Source organism: Amycolatopsis sp. NPDC028719, assembly GCF_055565395.1.
The window spans coordinates 203,414-217,938 of record NZ_JBVHUL010000014.1 but is presented as its reverse complement, the minus strand read 5'-3'; the positions used below and the strand labels follow the sequence as shown (position 1 = coordinate 217,938).

Below are 14,525 nucleotides of genomic sequence, written 5' to 3'. Positions count from 1 at the left end.
TCCCGAGCGCCGCACACGGCCGCGGCGCCGTCGAGGCGGAAGTCAGGTAGACGCCTGGCCGTTGTCGTCCGCGTGACCTCGGGCCCTCGGTCCGGCTCGTGATTGACTGGCACGCATGGCCCTGCTCCCGCGTCCGTTCGCCCGGGTCCGCCGATGACCGCCGGGTCGCCCGCGGCCACCCGCCCGCGCAACCGCCGACAGCTCATCGTCGAGGCGGCGGGCCGGGTGTTCAGCGAGCGCGGCTACCACGCCGCGTCGATGGAGGAGATCGCCACCACCGTGGGCATCACCGCGGCGGCGCTGTACCGGCACTTCCCGAACAAGTACGCGCTGTTCGCCGAGTGCGCGAACGTCATGGTCGACCGGCTCGTCGCCGCGGTCGACGAGGTGCCGCCCGAGGCGGCCCTGGCGGACCTGCTCGCCGCTGTCACCCGGGTCACCGTCGCCCATCGCGCGTCGGGCGGGCTGTACCGGTGGGAGGCGCGGTATCTCGAACGGGCGGACCGCCGGGTCCTCAAGGCGAAGTTCGCGCACGTCGTCGAGCGGGTGACCGAGGTCGTGCGGCGCGAGCACCCGCTGCCGGACGAGCACCTGCGGGCCGCGGCGGCCCTCGGGGCGATCGCGTCGGTCACGATGCACCGCACTTCGATCGCCCCGCGCCGGGCCGAGGACCTGCTGCTGGAGTCGGCCTTGCGCGTGGTCGCGACCAGCCCGGCGGCGCCCGTCGGGAGCGCGCGAACCGTCGAGCTGCCCGTCCTGCCCGTGCCGCGCACCCGGCGCGCGGAAATCCTCGCCGCCGCCATCCCGCTGTTCGAACGGGACGGCTTCGCCAATGTCACCAACGGCCGGATCGCCGAGGCCGCGGGGCTGGTCCCGTCGACGATCTACCGCCACTTCCCGGGCAAGGCCGACATCCTGGCGGCGGCGTGCCTGCAGGCGGCGGGGCTGCTGTCCCAAGCGGTGGAGCAGAACCTGCACGGGGTGGCCGGCCCGCACGACGCCGTGGTCGCCCTGGCGGCGACGTACGTGGCCTACAGCTTCGAGCACACCGCCCTCACCAGCGTCGCCGACGCCGAGGTCGCCGGCCTGCCGGCCGCCTTGCAGCGCCCGTTGGCCGTCGCTCAGCGCGAGCACATCGCCATCTGGGAGCAGCAGCTGCGGCTGGCTCGTCCGGACCTCGACCCGCGCCAGACCCGGACCCTGGTGCACGCGGGGTTCGGCGTGGTGGTCGAGGCCGGCCGGAGACTGCGGTGGCAGGACGGCCCGGACCATCGCGGCGCCGTCACCGCCTTGGTCGTGGCTGCGCTGGGTCTCCCGGCGTGACGGCTCGCGGGCCGTCACGCCGTCGGACGCCCGGGTCAGGCGCCGGGCCGGTTCCCGGTCGGGATCACGATGGTGGTGCCGGCCGGTGAGGTCCCGTTGTTGAGGAACAGCATCGCCAGCGCGCGCACGAACTGGTCGAACATGGAGAACCCGACGGGCAGCACGGGCAACAGCCCCTCGCGGAACGCGATGTAGGCGGGCCACCCGGTGCGGACCAGGGCGGCCGCCGCGTAGTCGCGGGGCAGGGAGAGCCAGTCGCCGATCTTGTCGTTCAGCACGTAGCGCACGAACTCGTTGAGGAATCCGCGGGTGACGCCGAGGTCGACCTGCGCGGTCAGGCCGAGCAGGTCCTGGGCCAGTGCCTTGCCCTCGGTCGTCGGGGCGAGGATCGGCGTGAGCGCGTACGCCGACTGCGCGTTCGCGTCGGCCCACGTCTTGGGGATGAACTCGTCCCGCACGCCGAGCAGGTGGATGGCGACCTGCCACATGTGCAGGAAGGCCTCCTCATCCGCGGCCGTCATCGGGACCTTCCATTCGAGCAGCTTCCGGTGCACGAAGGTGCCCAGGCTGTGGAAGGTGACGAGGATGTCGCCGTTGCTGATCGGGATCTGCGTGTCCGTGGTGGCTTTCCAGTGCGCCGACTGCGGCAGCAGGTGACGCACCGCGGCGTGCACCAGCCGCGTCTTGCTGGCGGTGACCACGAACTGACCGGTGGGCTCGTAGGCGGTCAGTTCGCTCAGGTCGTAGCCGAAGGTGAACGTCTTGGCCGCGCGGTCCTTCATGTTGGCACCGCCCGCGGACCAGTAGACCGACTCGGCCTCGCGCGGGATGACCGTGCTCATGATGCCGCTGCCCAGGCCGTAGAGCATGAACAGGTAGGTGTCCTTGCGCCGGTTGAAGTCGGCGGCGAGCCGGAGCTTGGCGCGGTCGGCCCAGGCGGGCAGGTTTTTGGCCTGCTGAAGGTGGGTGGCGAGAGCGGCCGGCAGGCTGCCGGGCACCGGGTCGTTGTTGTTCGCCCACGACGCCAGCGCGGCGTTGACCGCCGGCACCTGGCCGTTGTCGAGAAGCGATGCCACCAGACCGTCGACCGGGTCGTCCCAGACCTGCCACGGGTCGGCTCCCGAGCCGGTGCCGGCCACCGAGCCGGTGGACGACCAGGCCCACGCGGGGGCGGCCGTGCTCGCCACACCGGCGAGCCCCAGGGCCGCGCCGAGGGACAAGACACTCCGCCTGCTGAGATTGCTCATTTACATACCTGCTTCCTTGGAGGCGTAACCGTGCATCTCTGCTGTCTGGCCTGGACTTGATGGCACATCGTCGTACCCGAGCTTGTCTAGTTGTGCGATTTCTCGTTAACATATCGAAGCGGGGTGCCCTCCAGCAAGGCCCTGACCGGCCTGAACCGGTTCGCAACGTCGAAGGAGTTCGTGTGACGACTGTCTTCCCGGCCAACCGGCCGCTCTACGACGAGGACCACGAGCTCCTGCGGGACACGGTCCGCGCCTTCGTCGACAAGCACGCCGCGCCGCACGCCGAGCGGTGGAAGGCGGCGGGCAAAGTCGACCGCGAGCTCTTCCGGGAGGCCGCCCGCGCCGGCATTCTCGGCTTCTCCATCCCCGAGGAGTACGGCGGAGGCGGCATCACCGACTACCGCTTCAACGCCGTGATCGGTGAAGAGTTCTCGCGCAACCCGGTGTCGGACGGGCTCGCGTGCGTGGCGCTCTCCAACGACATCGTCGTGCCCTACTTCACCGACCTGACCGACGACGAGCAGAAGGCCCGCTGGCTGCCCGGGATCGCTGCCGGGGAGCTCGTCGTCGCGATCGCGATGACCGAGCCCGGAACCGGGAGCGACCTGGCCGGCATCAGCACCACCGCCGTCCGCGACGGGGACGACTACGTGGTCGACGGCAGCAAGGTCTTCATCTCCAACGGCCAGAACGCCGACCTCGTCGTCACCGCCGTCCGGACCGCACAGGACCGCCACGGCGGGCTCAGCCTGCTCGTCATCGAGGCCGATCGCGCCGGGTTTTCCCGCGGCCGCAACCTGGAGAAGATCGGCCTGCACGCCCAGGACACCAGCGAGCTCTTCTTCGACGGTGTCCGGGTCCCCGCCGCCAACCTGCTCGGCGAGGAGGGGGCGGGCTTCCCCGGCCTGATGCGCAACCTGCCCCAGGAGCGGATCTCGATCGCCGCCAACGCCGTGGCTTCCTCGGAGGGCGTGCTGGAGCGCACCCTGGACTACGTCAAGCAGCGCACGGCGTTCGGCAAGCCGATCGGGTCGTTCCAGAACACGCGCTTCGAACTGGCGGAAATGGTCACGGCCGTGCGGGTGAGCCGCAGCTACCTCGATGACCTGCTCACCCGGCATTCCCGCGGCGAACTGTCCGCTGTGGACGCGGCGGCGGCGAAGTTCTGGGCCACGGAGCAGTACGTCGACATCGTCGGGCGGTGTCTGCAGTTGCACGGCGGCTACGGCTACATGCTCGAATACCGCATCGCGCACGACTACCTCGACTCGCGCATCTCCACCATCTACGGCGGCACCACGGAGATCATGAAGGAGATCGTCGGCCGCGATCTGGGCCTGTGAGGTGCGCTTCGGCCACCGGTGCCGAGTCCCGGTGGACGGCGGCGCCTCCCAGCTCTGATCCGGCGGCGTCACTCCTTGGGATGATCCGCCGGCGGATCTCCTCCTCCGGGAGAGCGACCGGCGACGCGCGAACACGGCGACAACGAGTGACGATCCCGTGCGGCGTCCCTGGCTGAATGGGTCTGGTACAGCCGTTGCCCCGCAACGGGAACCAGCTCAGGAGGACACCATGGGTCACCGATTCGCCGGACCGCACCTGCCCACCCGACGGGCGGGCGTGGCCGTGGCCGCCACCCTCGTCGCGGCCGCCGCCCTGACGGCCTGCGCGGATCCCGGCGACAGCGCGCCGCGGATCGTCAACGCCGCCGACAGCAGCCCGCAGGAGTTCGGCGGTGATCCGGCGACGCGGCAGCTGGCCGCGCTGATGCAGCAGGACCTCGACGCGGGCGTGCCGGGTGTGGTGGTGCGGGTGCGCACCGGTGACGGACGGACGCTTTCTCTCGCGAAGCAGGCCGCGTGGACCCGGGCCGACCACCGGCTCTCCGCCGACGACCAGTTCCGGATGGGGTCCAACACCAAGACCATGGTCGGGGTGCTGGTGCTGCAACTGGTCGCCGAGCACCGGCTGTCGCTGTCGGACCCGGTGGAGAAGTGGCTGCCGGGCCTGGTGCCGGGCGGGCGGAGCATCACGCTGCGGATGCTGCTGAACCACACCAGCGGCCTGTTCGACTACATCAACGACCCCACCGTCCTGGCCCGGGAAACCGGCACGGACCCCTCGGCGGTGACGCCGCGGGAGCTGCTGGCCGTCGCGGCGCAGTACCCGCGGGCGTCCGTGCCGGGCGCCCGGTACGGCTACAGCAACACGAACTACGTGGCGCTGGGCCTGGTGCTGGAGAAGGCGACCCACCAGCACCTGGCGACCCTGCTGCAGCAGCGCATCATCGAGCCGCTGCGCCTCCACGACACCTACTTCGCCGCCGACGGCCGGTCGCGCGACGGCGCGAAGCTGGCCGCCGCCTACGAGCCGGACGCCGAGCACCTTGCGCCGCTGCTGCCGCCGGGTGCCCCCGAAGGCACCTCGTTCGCCGGCCCGGCCCGGGGCGAGCACGTGCTGGTGACCTCGGTCAACCCGGCCTGGAGCTGGGCCGCCGCGGCCATCGTGTCGACCCCGGCCGACGAACAGCGGTTCCTGCGCGCGCTGGCCTCCGGTGCCCTGCTGCCCCCGGCCCAGCTGGCCGAGATGAAGAAGACCGTGGCCGAGACCGCCGGTGACCCGAACAGCTCGCGCTACGGGCTCGGCATCGAGGAGTACTGCAGCCCGTGCGGACCGGTCTGGGGACACACCGGTGGGATGGCGGGCTACTCCAGCCAGAACTACACCGACGCGACCGGCGAGCGCGCGGTCAGCGTGGTGACCACGACGCTGTTCGGGCTGCACGCCCCGGCGACGGGCGCCGCGGACCAGAAGGTGGTCGACGCCGCGATCTGCACGATGCTGGGCAAGCCCGTCCCGGCCGGCTCCCGCTGACCCGGCACCCGATCTCGTTCGAAGGAGTGACGATGCCCGGACCGGACCTCGTTACAGTCGGCGGAATGACGCAAGCCGCGAGCCACCGGCGTACCGGGTGGCGCTTCCGTGCCGCCGACGCCGGGCTCGTCGTCCTGACCGTGTGCCCGCCGTTGCTGCTGCAGCCCAGCGCGGACGGCTCGGCGCGGGCCTGGTGGTTGCTGGCCGCCTTCGAGGTGGTCGCGGCGGTGGCCCTGCTGGTGCGGCGCCGGTGGCCGCTGACCGCGTTCCTGGTCGTCACCGGCGCCCTGGTGGCCGCGGTCACCGGGGGCGCGGCCGCGGGCACGAAGCTGACCCCGCTGGTCTGCTTGTCGCTGGCGGTCGCGCTGTACGGGGTCGGCAGCCTCTGCGAGAGCTGGCGGCGCGCGGCGCTGACCGCGCTCGGCGGCAGCGCGCTGGTCGCCGCCGGGGTGTGGATCAACCACCTGACCACCACCGCCGGTGCCTTCCGCGGCGGCGCGGACGTGGTCGCCATCCTCGCCCCGATGCCGCTGGCCTGGGCCACCGGCTTCGCCGCGCGCAACCACCGTGCGCACCTCGCCGCCACCGAGCGGCGCGTGGAAGACGTGGTGCGGGAGCAGCGGTTGCGCGAACACCAGGCCGCGCAACGGGAACGGGGGCGGATCGCCGGTGAGATGCACGACGTGGTCGCGCATTCGCTGACGCTGCTCGTGGTGCAGGCGGAGACCCTGCGCGCTCGCCGTGACGAGCTGCCGGACTGGGCCCGCGCCCAGGCCGACGGCCTCGCCGGCGCGGGCAGGCAGGCCGGTGGCGAACTGCGCGACCTGCTGCGGATCCTGCGGGACCCCGACGACCCGGCGCCCCTGAACCCGGTGCCCGGCGCCGGTGAGCTGCCCGGCCTGCTGGAGCGCAGCCGAGCCGCCGGCACGCCCGTCGACGCGCGGATCGAGGCCGACGTGGCCGCACTTCCGCGTCCGGCGCAGCTCGCCGTCTACCGCATCGTGCAGGAATCGCTCACCAACGCGCGCCGCCACTCGCCGGGAGCGCCGGTGCACATCACCATCGCCGAGGACGCCGGGTCGGTGCGCTGCGAGATCGTCAACGCGCGACCGGCCGAGCCCGGCGAGCCGAGCTGGGGCACCGGGCTCGGGCTGGTCAGCATGCGCGAGCGGGTGGACGTCCTGGGTGGCGAGCTGCGCACCGGGCCCACCGCCGACGGTGGCTTCCGGGTGGTGGCCACGCTGCCGCCGGGTGCGGTGGCACCGGCCACAGTGGACACAGTGGACACACCGGCCACATCGGACACAGTGGACGCCGCCGGTGCCTGAGCCGATCACCGTGCTCGTCGTCGACGACGAGTGGATCGTCCGCGACGGCCTGGCCGCGATCCTCGGCGGCCAGGAAGGAATCACCGTGACCGGCACGGCCGGCGACGGGGAAGAAGCCGTCGAGGTGTGCGGCCGGCGGAAACCCGACGTCGTGCTGCTGGACATCCGGATGCCGCGCCGGGACGGGCTGTGGGCCCTGGCCGAGCTGGGTCGGCGCCGGTTGCTGGGACCCGGCCGCACCCGGGCGCTCATGCTGACCACGTTCGACGTCGACGAGTACGTCGACCAGGCGCTCGCCGCCGGCGCGACGGGCTTCCTGCTGAAGAACAGCTCCTACGAGGAACTGACCGCCGCGGTGCGCGCCGCGGCCGCCGGGCACAGCACGCTGAGCCCCGCGGTCACCCAGCGGATCATCGCGAGCCACCTCACCACCCGGCGGTCACCGGACCACGCCGAGCCGGCCCGCCTGGCCGGCCTCACCCCGCGAGAACGCGACGTCCTGCGCCTGGTGGGCGAAGGCCTGAGCAACGCGGAGATCGCCGACCGGCTCGTGGTCAGCCTGCACACGGTGAAGACGCACGTCAGCCGCATGCTCACCAAGACCGGCTGCCAGAGCCGCGCGCAGGCGGCGTTGCTGGCCCGAGAGACGTTGAACTGAGAACCGAGACTCAGGGCGCGGATCGCGAGACGGAGGCGGCCGGGGTGAAGCGTTCCGCGAACCGGGAGGTGAAGAGGTCGGATCCCTTGCGCTGGATGACGGTTTCCAGCGGGGCCGCGACGGCGCCGCCTCCGGGGCCTGGGAGCTGACCCACGCCGGCGCGGGTGCCCAACGGCAGGAGGATCCGCGGAACCGATCCCGGCTCGTACACGGCCGCGGGCTGCTCGCCCCGGAGCTGGGCCCGGATGTTCTCGACGACGACCGGCGCCTGCGTCTGCGCGTGGGTGGCCATCTTGGCGTCGGACAGGTCGGCGATGTCGCCGAGCGCGTAGACGTTCCGGTAGCCGGCCACGTTCAGGTGGTCGTCGACCGGAACCGTGCGACGCTCGGTGAGCCCGACGAGGGCGCCGTCCTCCAGGTAGCCCGTGTTGACCCGCGCGCCGAAGCTGCGGAACCAGATGTCGGCGGTGATCGGCTCGCCGGTGTCCGTCCGCACCGTGAAGGTCGTCTCCGTCGCGGGCTCGACGGGCGGCAGGGTGGTCAGGGACGTTCCGAGACGCAGCTCCACCTCCAGCTCCTCGAGCTGGCGCCGGAGATCGTCGCGCACCTCGGGGAGGAAGCCGGGCAGAAGCTCGGCCGACGGATCGACGATGGTGATGCGCTTGTCCGGCCACACCTCGCGGATCTCGCCCGCCAGCTCGAGCCCGACCGGGCCCGCACCCAGGATCAGCACCCGTCCGGCGCGCGCGAGCTGGTCGTTCGTGACGTGCAGATCCGCCACGGCCTGGGCCGCACTGGTGGTGGCGTGCCGGGGGTGCGCCGGGTAGGAGTGGCTCGACCCGGTGGCCAGGACGAGGTAGTCGGCGGCAACGCGGCCACCGGCGGCCAGGGTGACGCCGGTGGCGTCGGCCGACGTCACGGTGTCCTGGAGCACGTCGCCGTGTTCGAGCAGGGTCCGGTAGGCGAAGAACGGGTTGTGCGCCCAGCCGGGACGCGCCAACGCCCGCAGCGAACCCGAGAAGTTGACGAACGCGTCCCGGGGATCGATGAGGGTGACCTTCGCGTCGCCGTCCAAGGACTTCGCGACGAGGGTGCCGGCATAGCCACCTCCGACGACCACGACTGCTGAGCTCATGTGCTGCACCTTCCACCGACCTAGAGTTGACGTGACAACTCTAGCAGAAGAGTTGCCGCGTCAACTCGGTTGGTAGGATGCCCGCATGGCCGATCCCGCATCCTTGTCGCCGGAGGAATGGGCGTTCTGGGACGCGTGGATGCGGGCCCAGCGCCTGCTGGCCGGCGAGGTCGACCGGGTCTTGCAGCGCGACTTCGGCATTTCCAAGGCCGAGTTCAGCATTCTCGTGACCCTGCAAGGAGTTCCCGATCGACGGATGCGGGTCACCGAGCTGGCCGGCTCGCTCGGCTGGGAGAAGAGCCGCGTCGCGCACCAGCTGACGCGGATGGAGCGCCGCGGGCTGCTCGAGCGAAGCGAAGCGGGCGCGGCCGGCCGCCGGACCGGCATCGCGCTGACGCCGCCGGGCGAGGAGGTGGTCGAGCGCGCGATCCGCGGGCACGCACGCACGATCCGCCGCCTCGCCTTCGATCGGCTCACCCCCGAGCAGGCCGCGGCGATCGGCGCTTGGAGCACCGGCCTGATCGAGCACCTCACGGCGGCCTCGTCCGAGCCCGCCGAATCCTGAGAATCCGTGTCCCCGCGCGGCGTTCAGTCGTCGTGGCGGTCCAGGGTGAGCAGGTCGGCCAGGCCGAAGGCCGGTCCCGCGGCGGGCAGGGTCGGTCGCCAGTCCGATTCCTGGCTCAGGTAGCTCGCCGGATCGGCGCGCAGGAGTCCGATCAGGACTTCCGCGACGATGCGGCCGCCGACCGGGCCGAGACGGTCGCCGTCCCCGTGGTGCCGGGCTTCGTCGAGGATGTAGCTCCACAATGGAGTGCCGTGCGGCCGGAAGTGCGTGGGCAACGGGGGCACGCCGAGGTGGCGGGCGACGGTTTCGCCGCTGGGCAGGCCGGTGATCTCGCCGCGGAGGAGGTCGCGGACCGCGAGTGAACGGTGGGCGGGCACGTCGACGGCTCCGGTGATCTGCTCGGGCAGGGCGATGAGGCTCGAGGGAAGCCGGCCGTCGATGCGTTTCGCCCGTTGCGCCGGTGGGTGGCCGGGCAGGTCGAAGAGCAGCGCGAGATCGACGCGCCGGCCGGCGGGCACCGGCCGGAACCCGACGAGGTCCGGGAAGAGCGGCAGTTCGGGGCCGCCGCGGACGAGCCGGTAGGCGTGGCGGATCTGGCCGTGGCCGTAGCGGAAGGCCGCGTGGGAGAACTCCAGCGGGATGCCGGCCTGTCCCGGCGGCGGCGCGTACCACCGGCCGCCCGTCGCGAGCACCTGCTCGACCAGGGGCGGCCCGACGAGCCTCGGCAGGAAGTCGTGGACCACGATCCACTGGTAGTGCCAGGTGAGCGCCCGCCGCGCCTGGTCGAAAACCTCGGTCACGCCGTCGTCCCGCAGCAGATCCACGATGCGGTTGTGCGCCCGCAGCATCGCGGCGTGCAGGGTCAGCGCGAACAGGTGCGAGTCGTTGCGCGGGTCGCCGATCAGCGCCACGCCCTGCCGGTTCCGCGGCACGTCGCCCCCGTCGGGGCGGCCGAGCAGGAACTTCGCCGGATCCCCGCTGTCGTAGAGGAACGGCGAACCGACCGGACCGTCGGAATAGAGCATCTCCAGGTCGAGCTTCGGCTCTCGGGCGTTGCGAAGCGCTCCCGGGCGCACGCCGCTGGTGATGGAAGAGCGGTCCGCGGTGATGTCGTGGGCGATCAACTGCCCGAAGAACGGCCACCCGGCGGACTCGGTCGCGTCGTCGCCGCCCGGCCCGGGCGCCGCCGCGTCGCAGATCCCGTCGTGGCCGCCCCCGTGCGCCGGCAGCCCCGGGTCGGTGACCAGGGGGGCGAGGCCGGGGAACATGCGCCCGTACCGGCCCGGCGCGGTAGGGGATGGGTGCCCCGCCTCAGCGGTTGCCACCACGCTCGTCACGGCAAAACCTCCTGTCCGCCGGGCATCCTCGCGATCCCGGCGCCAGTGAAGACAAGCCGGTCCCGCGGTGTGTGACAGCCCCGCGAGTCACAAATCGCCCGGCTGTCCGGTCCTAGCGGGCGTACCCGTTCGTCGAGGAGGTTCTTCCATGTCGTTGACCGTGCTCCAGGAAGCGAAACCGCCCTTCATCCCGGAGGGGGCGCACGCGATGACCATCGTCATCGAGTACCCGCCGGGCGACCCCGGCACCCCGCCGCACCGCCACCCCGGACCGGCCTTCGGCTACGTGCTGGAGGGCGAGATGGTGTTCGAGCTCGAAGGCGAGCCGCCGCGCGTGGTGCGTGCCGGGGAGGCGTTCTGGGAGCCGGGCGGCGACGTCATCCACTACCAGGACGGCAACAACCGCGACGACGTCCCGGTGCGGTTCACCGTCACCATGCTCTGCGAACCGGGCAAGCCGATGGTCGACCTCGTGGCCGAGGACGAACTCCGGGCGAAGGGCTGGTCGAGGAAATGACAGAGACCGGGCCCGCACGGCCGACGCGGTGCGGGCCCGGTCAACCGCGGTGCCAGCCGCCCAGCTTGGCCGGGTTGAGCACGATCCAGAGCGCGGTGACCTTGGCCCCGGCCGTCTCGGCACCGACCACCGCGACGGCGCGGGACCCGCGGCGCAGGGCGAGTCCGGCGCGGCCGTTCACGGACTCGACGGTCAGCTCGGTGCCCGCTCGGCCGCACAGCCACGTCACGACCATCCGGGCGACGTCCGCCGCACCGTGCGCGGGCCCGTCCGGGCCGGGCACCAGCCCGCCGCCGTCACCCGTGGCGACGGCCTCGGCGTCCAGGACGGCCGCGAGTGCGGTGACGTCTCCGCGCCGGCAGGCCTCGGCGAACCTGCGGACGACCCGGTCATGCCGGTCGAGCACGTTCGGTCCCCACGGACACCGCCTGGTTCTTCTCGGGGTTGACCAGCCACAGGACCTGATCGATGCCTTCGGTGGTGGCGCCGACCGTGAGCAGGCCGTACCGGGCGCCGTCCCGGCGCAGCACCGCGGACGTCTGCCCGTTCGTGATCGCCCAGCGCACGTCGACGCCGTCCCAGAACCAGGTGGAGATCGCCCTCAGGAACTTCGCCACCCGCGCCGCGCCGACGACCGGCGTGCGGGCGACCCCCTTCCGGCCGTTGCCGTCGGACAGGCTGGTCACGTCCGGCGTGAACAGCCGTTCCAACGCGGTCAGGTCGCCCGACCGGGCGGCGGCGAGGAACGCGGTCAGCAGCTCCCGCTGCTCGGCCGCGGTCACCGGTGCGCGCCGTTCGCTCGCGATGTGCTTGCGGGCCCGGCTGACCAGCTGACGCACCGCGGGTTCGCTCGAAGACAGGATCTCGGCGATCTGTGCGTAGGAGTAGTCGAAGGCTTCCCGCAGCACGTAGGCCGCGCGTTCGCCGGGGGTGAGCTTCTCCATCAGCAGCAGGGCCGCGAACTCCAGCGCTTCACCGCGCTCGGCGCCCAGGTACGGGTCCGCGCCGGTGTCGACCGGTTCGGGCAGCCACGGCCCGATGTAGGTCTCCCGCCGCTTGCGTGCCGATTGGAGGACGTTGATGGCCAGCCGGGTGGTCGTCGTCGCCAGGAAGGCCTCCGGACTGTCCACCGTGGACCGGTCGTACGCCTGCCACCGCAGCCAGACGTCCTGCACGAGGTCCTCGGCCTCGGTGACGCTGCTCAGCATGCGGTAGGCGATCCCGAACAGGCGCGGCCGCACCCGCGTGAACGCCGCCGTGGCGGCCTCGAGATCGGTACTCACCCCGGAGTCCGCCACCTCGGGCGTCACTTCGCCGGCGGCGGGTTCAGCGGGAGCCAGTCGGCGAACCGGGTGGCGGACAGCCGTGCGTCCGGACCGGGCAGGAGCATGTCCCTGTCCAGCAAGGCACCGAAGTAGCGCGCGCCCGGGTCGGTGACGACCTCGCGGGCGTCACCGCGGAAGGCCAGGCCGGTGCGGATCAGCTCGTCGAGCCCGAACTGCTCGGGACCGGCCACCTCGACGGTGCCGTTCAGCGGTGTGCCGACCGCGGCCCGGCCGACCGCGGCGGCCACGTCTTCGGCGGCCATGGGCTGGATGCGGGCGTCCGACAGGCGCACGGTGTTCCCCTCGGTCGCCGCCTGGGCGATGCTGCCCACGAATTCGAAGAACTGCGTGGCGTGCACGATCGAGTAGGGCCGTCCGGACTCCCTGATGAGCTTTTCCTGCGCGATCTTCGCGCGGAAGTAACCGCTCTCGGTGAGCCGCTCGGTGCCGACGACCGACAACGCCACGTGGTGCCCCACCGCCGCCTTCTCCCCGGCGGCGAGGAGGTTTCCGGTGGAGGTGCGGAAGAAGTCCAGCACGGCGTCGTCGGCGAACGAGGGCGAGTTCGAAACGTCGACGAGGACCTCGGCGCCGTCCAGGACCTCGGCCAGCCCTTCGCCGGTCAGGGTGTTCACGCCCGTGTCGGGTGACGCGGGGATCGCTTCGTGGCCGTGCCCGGCCAGGTTCCGGACGAGTTTCGAGCCGATCAGCCCGCTGCCGCCGATCACGACGATCTTCATGAGGTGCCTTCTCCTCCCGCGTCCCGGCCGCTCCGGGAACGTCGTTCGCCAGTCAAGACAGGACAGCCCGCCGGTTTGTGACAAGCCCGATGTCACAAACCGCGGTGGCGTCCGGTCCTGGCTGGCGACACCCGACCCGACGAACCGAGGAACCGCATGGACACCAGTGGCGCCCACGCCATCGACACGATCGACGATCTCCGTCGCCACCTGCAGTGGGCGATCGAGCTCGAGCACGCGACGATTCCCCCGTACCTGTGCGCGCTGTACTCCCTCGACCCGGCCCGCAACCCCGAAGCCGCCCAGGTCGTGGGCACGGTCCTCGCCGAGGAGATGATCCACCTCGCGCTGGCCGCGAACCTGCTCAACGCCGTCGGCGGCTCGCCCGAGCTCGACACGCCGGACCTGCTGCCGCCGTACCCGCACCCGCTGCCGCACGGCGACCGGTCCGTGCACGTCCACCTGGTGCCCTTCGGCCCTGAAGCCCTCGAGCTGTTCCTGCGCATCGAGCAGCCCGCGTCGGCGGACGCGCCGCCGCAGACCGACGAGTACCGCACGATCGGCCAGTTCTACGCCGCCATCGAGGCCGGCTTGCGCACCCTGTGCGACGAGCTGGGCGAGGAGCAGGTGTTCAGCGGCGATCCGGCCCGGCAGATCGGCGAGCTGCACCTGCGGGGCGGGGGCGGCGAGGTGCTGCCGGTCCACGACCTGAAGTCGGCACTGGCCGCGCTGGACGAGGTCATCGAACAGGGCGAGGGCGCCGCGCGCACCGACGTGTGGGACGGCGATCGCGACGTCTTCCACCCCGAGCGGGAAGAGGTCGCGCACTACTACCGGTTCCAGGAGCTCCGGCTCGGCCGCCGCTTCCGGACCGGCGACACACCCCAGTCCGGGCCGACCGGCGAGGAGATCGCGGTCGACTTCGCCGGTGTGCTGCCGATGCGGCACAACCCGCGGACCGCCGACTACCCGGAGGGCAGCCCCGTCCGCGTCGCCCAGGAGGAGTTCAACCAGACGTACAGCCTGCTGCTCTACCAGCTGGAAGAGGCCTTCAACGGCGACCCGGGTCAGTTGATGGACGCCGTCGGCACGATGTTCGGGTTGCGCAACCAGGCGATGGCGTTGATGAAGATGCCGACCGGCGACGGGAAGACGACCGCGGGTCCGACCTTCGAGTACGTGCCACCCGAGCGGCGCAACTGAAGGCGGGGAGAACGATGAACAAGCCGGACGACGAGTTCCTGCACGGGCTCGAGGCCGAGGTGGCGGCGGAGCTGGACATCGCCGAGTCGAGCCATCCCGAGGACGCCGCCCGCACGGCGGTTTCGGAATGGCGGTTCGACCCCGCCGAAGCCCAGATCTACGAGGTCAACCTCCGGGGTCTGCTCGACGCGGTCGAAGCGGTCGAGGAGACGGAAAGGGGGAACCGGTAGCTGCGGCGAGCACACCGACTTGCTCAGGACCCGCTGCCCT

General features: G+C 72.0%; 15 protein-coding genes. 9 read left to right on the top strand and 6 right to left on the bottom strand.

Going from position 1 to position 14,525, the window contains the following annotated elements; all coding sequences use genetic code 11:
* The first annotated feature begins 153 nt into the window (after positions 1–153).
* Complete coding sequence (locus ACZ4TR_RS44150; protein WP_465294450.1) at positions 154–1,323, top strand: TetR/AcrR family transcriptional regulator; 1,170 nt, start codon at positions 154–156, stop codon at positions 1,321–1,323.
* Between the two features lie 35 nt (positions 1,324–1,358).
* Here the strand turns inward: ACZ4TR_RS44150 and ACZ4TR_RS44145 are convergent, their stop codons facing one another.
* Positions 1,359–2,570: an oxygenase MpaB family protein gene (locus ACZ4TR_RS44145; protein WP_465294448.1), complete on the bottom strand. Its 1,212-nt coding sequence runs from the start codon at positions 2,568–2,570 to the stop codon at positions 1,359–1,361.
* A 182-nt stretch (positions 2,571–2,752) separates the two neighbouring features.
* Between ACZ4TR_RS44145 and ACZ4TR_RS44140 the strand changes: the two genes are divergently transcribed.
* The 4 genes from ACZ4TR_RS44140 to ACZ4TR_RS44125 all read left to right on the top strand — a co-directional run bounded on the left by ACZ4TR_RS44140 (position 2,753) and on the right by ACZ4TR_RS44125 (position 7,433).
* Complete coding sequence (locus ACZ4TR_RS44140) at positions 2,753–3,916, top strand: acyl-CoA dehydrogenase family protein (RefSeq protein ID WP_465294446.1); 1,164 nt, start codon at positions 2,753–2,755, stop codon at positions 3,914–3,916.
* Between the two features lie 229 nt (positions 3,917–4,145).
* The gene (locus ACZ4TR_RS44135) at positions 4,146–5,447 is read left to right on the top strand and encodes a serine hydrolase domain-containing protein (protein WP_465294444.1); all 1,302 of its coding nucleotides are present in this window, start codon (positions 4,146–4,148) and stop codon (positions 5,445–5,447) included.
* A gap of 65 nt (positions 5,448–5,512) precedes the next feature.
* Positions 5,513–6,775 carry a sensor histidine kinase gene (locus ACZ4TR_RS44130; protein ID WP_465294442.1) on the top strand — a complete coding sequence of 421 codons (1,263 nt, stop codon included), beginning with the start codon at positions 5,513–5,515 and terminating at the stop codon, positions 6,773–6,775.
* Positions 6,768–7,433: a response regulator gene (locus ACZ4TR_RS44125; RefSeq protein WP_465294440.1), complete on the top strand. Its 666-nt coding sequence runs from the start codon at positions 6,768–6,770 to the stop codon at positions 7,431–7,433. The genes ACZ4TR_RS44130 and ACZ4TR_RS44125 overlap by 8 nt, the downstream gene beginning before the upstream one ends.
* A 10-nt stretch (positions 7,434–7,443) precedes the next feature.
* On the opposite strand, the gene ACZ4TR_RS44120 is transcribed toward ACZ4TR_RS44125, so the two are convergent.
* Complete coding sequence (locus tag ACZ4TR_RS44120; protein ID WP_465294438.1) at positions 7,444–8,568, bottom strand: NAD(P)/FAD-dependent oxidoreductase; 1,125 nt, start codon at positions 8,566–8,568, stop codon at positions 7,444–7,446.
* 85 nt (positions 8,569–8,653) lie between these two features.
* On the opposite strand from ACZ4TR_RS44120, the gene ACZ4TR_RS44115 reads away from it, so the two are divergent.
* Entirely contained in the window at positions 8,654–9,133 is a 480-nt protein-coding gene (locus ACZ4TR_RS44115) for a MarR family winged helix-turn-helix transcriptional regulator (protein WP_465294436.1), read from the top strand.
* Positions 9,134–9,156: 23 nt separating this feature from the next.
* Here the strand turns inward: ACZ4TR_RS44115 and ACZ4TR_RS44110 are convergent, their stop codons facing one another.
* Positions 9,157–10,401 (bottom strand): peroxidase family protein, encoded by a 1,245-nt coding sequence (locus ACZ4TR_RS44110; protein ID WP_465294434.1) that lies wholly within the window; start codon positions 10,399–10,401, stop codon positions 9,157–9,159.
* Positions 10,402–10,618: 217 nt separating this feature from the next.
* On the opposite strand from ACZ4TR_RS44110, the gene ACZ4TR_RS44105 reads away from it, so the two are divergent.
* On the top strand, positions 10,619–10,987 hold the full coding sequence (locus ACZ4TR_RS44105) for a cupin domain-containing protein (protein WP_364514936.1): 369 nt from the start codon (positions 10,619–10,621) through the stop codon (positions 10,985–10,987).
* A gap of 40 nt (positions 10,988–11,027) precedes the next feature.
* On the opposite strand, the gene ACZ4TR_RS44100 is transcribed toward ACZ4TR_RS44105, so the two are convergent.
* The 3 genes from ACZ4TR_RS44100 to ACZ4TR_RS44090 are packed head-to-tail and all read right to left on the bottom strand — an operon-like array spanning position 11,028 to position 13,052.
* Entirely contained in the window at positions 11,028–11,393 is a 366-nt protein-coding gene (locus tag ACZ4TR_RS44100) for a sigma-70 family RNA polymerase sigma factor family protein (protein WP_364514939.1), read from the bottom strand.
* On the bottom strand, positions 11,377–12,270 hold the full coding sequence (locus ACZ4TR_RS44095; RefSeq protein ID WP_465294432.1) for an RNA polymerase sigma-70 factor: 894 nt from the start codon (positions 12,268–12,270) through the stop codon (positions 11,377–11,379). The genes ACZ4TR_RS44100 and ACZ4TR_RS44095 overlap by 17 nt, the downstream gene beginning before the upstream one ends.
* A gap of 23 nt (positions 12,271–12,293) precedes the next feature.
* Entirely contained in the window at positions 12,294–13,052 is a 759-nt protein-coding gene (locus tag ACZ4TR_RS44090) for an SDR family oxidoreductase (protein WP_465294430.1), read from the bottom strand.
* Positions 13,053–13,208: 156 nt separating this feature from the next.
* On the opposite strand from ACZ4TR_RS44090, the gene ACZ4TR_RS44085 reads away from it, so the two are divergent.
* A complete protein-coding gene (locus ACZ4TR_RS44085) occupies positions 13,209–14,255 on the top strand; it encodes a ferritin-like domain-containing protein (RefSeq protein WP_465294428.1) in 1,047 nt (348 codons plus the stop codon).
* Between the two features lie 14 nt (positions 14,256–14,269).
* Positions 14,270–14,485 carry a hypothetical protein gene (locus ACZ4TR_RS44080; protein WP_465294426.1) on the top strand — a complete coding sequence of 72 codons (216 nt, stop codon included), beginning with the start codon at positions 14,270–14,272 and terminating at the stop codon, positions 14,483–14,485.
* The last annotated feature ends 40 nt before the right edge of the window (positions 14,486–14,525 follow it).

Coding starts and splice junctions, on each gene's coding strand:
- ACZ4TR_RS44150 (WP_465294450.1), top strand. CDS start 154: ATGACCGCCGGGTCGCCCGCGGCCACCCGCCCGCGCAACCGCCGACAG.
- ACZ4TR_RS44135 (WP_465294444.1), top strand. CDS start 4,146: ATGGGTCACCGATTCGCCGGACCGCACCTGCCCACCCGACGGGCGGGC.
- ACZ4TR_RS44145 (WP_465294448.1), bottom strand. CDS start 2,570: ATGAGCAATCTCAGCAGGCGGAGTGTCTTGTCCCTCGGCGCGGCCCTG.
- ACZ4TR_RS44090 (WP_465294430.1), bottom strand. CDS start 13,052: ATGAAGATCGTCGTGATCGGCGGCAGCGGGCTGATCGGCTCGAAACTC.
- ACZ4TR_RS44115 (WP_465294436.1), top strand. CDS start 8,654: ATGGCCGATCCCGCATCCTTGTCGCCGGAGGAATGGGCGTTCTGGGAC.
- ACZ4TR_RS44105 (WP_364514936.1), top strand. CDS start 10,619: ATGTCGTTGACCGTGCTCCAGGAAGCGAAACCGCCCTTCATCCCGGAG.
- ACZ4TR_RS44120 (WP_465294438.1), bottom strand. CDS start 8,568: ATGAGCTCAGCAGTCGTGGTCGTCGGAGGTGGCTATGCCGGCACCCTC.
- ACZ4TR_RS44085 (WP_465294428.1), top strand. CDS start 13,209: ATGGACACCAGTGGCGCCCACGCCATCGACACGATCGACGATCTCCGT.
- ACZ4TR_RS44080 (WP_465294426.1), top strand. CDS start 14,270: ATGAACAAGCCGGACGACGAGTTCCTGCACGGGCTCGAGGCCGAGGTG.
- ACZ4TR_RS44130 (WP_465294442.1), top strand. CDS start 5,513: ATGACGCAAGCCGCGAGCCACCGGCGTACCGGGTGGCGCTTCCGTGCC.
- ACZ4TR_RS44110 (WP_465294434.1), bottom strand. CDS start 10,401: ATGTTCCCCGGCCTCGCCCCCCTGGTCACCGACCCGGGGCTGCCGGCG.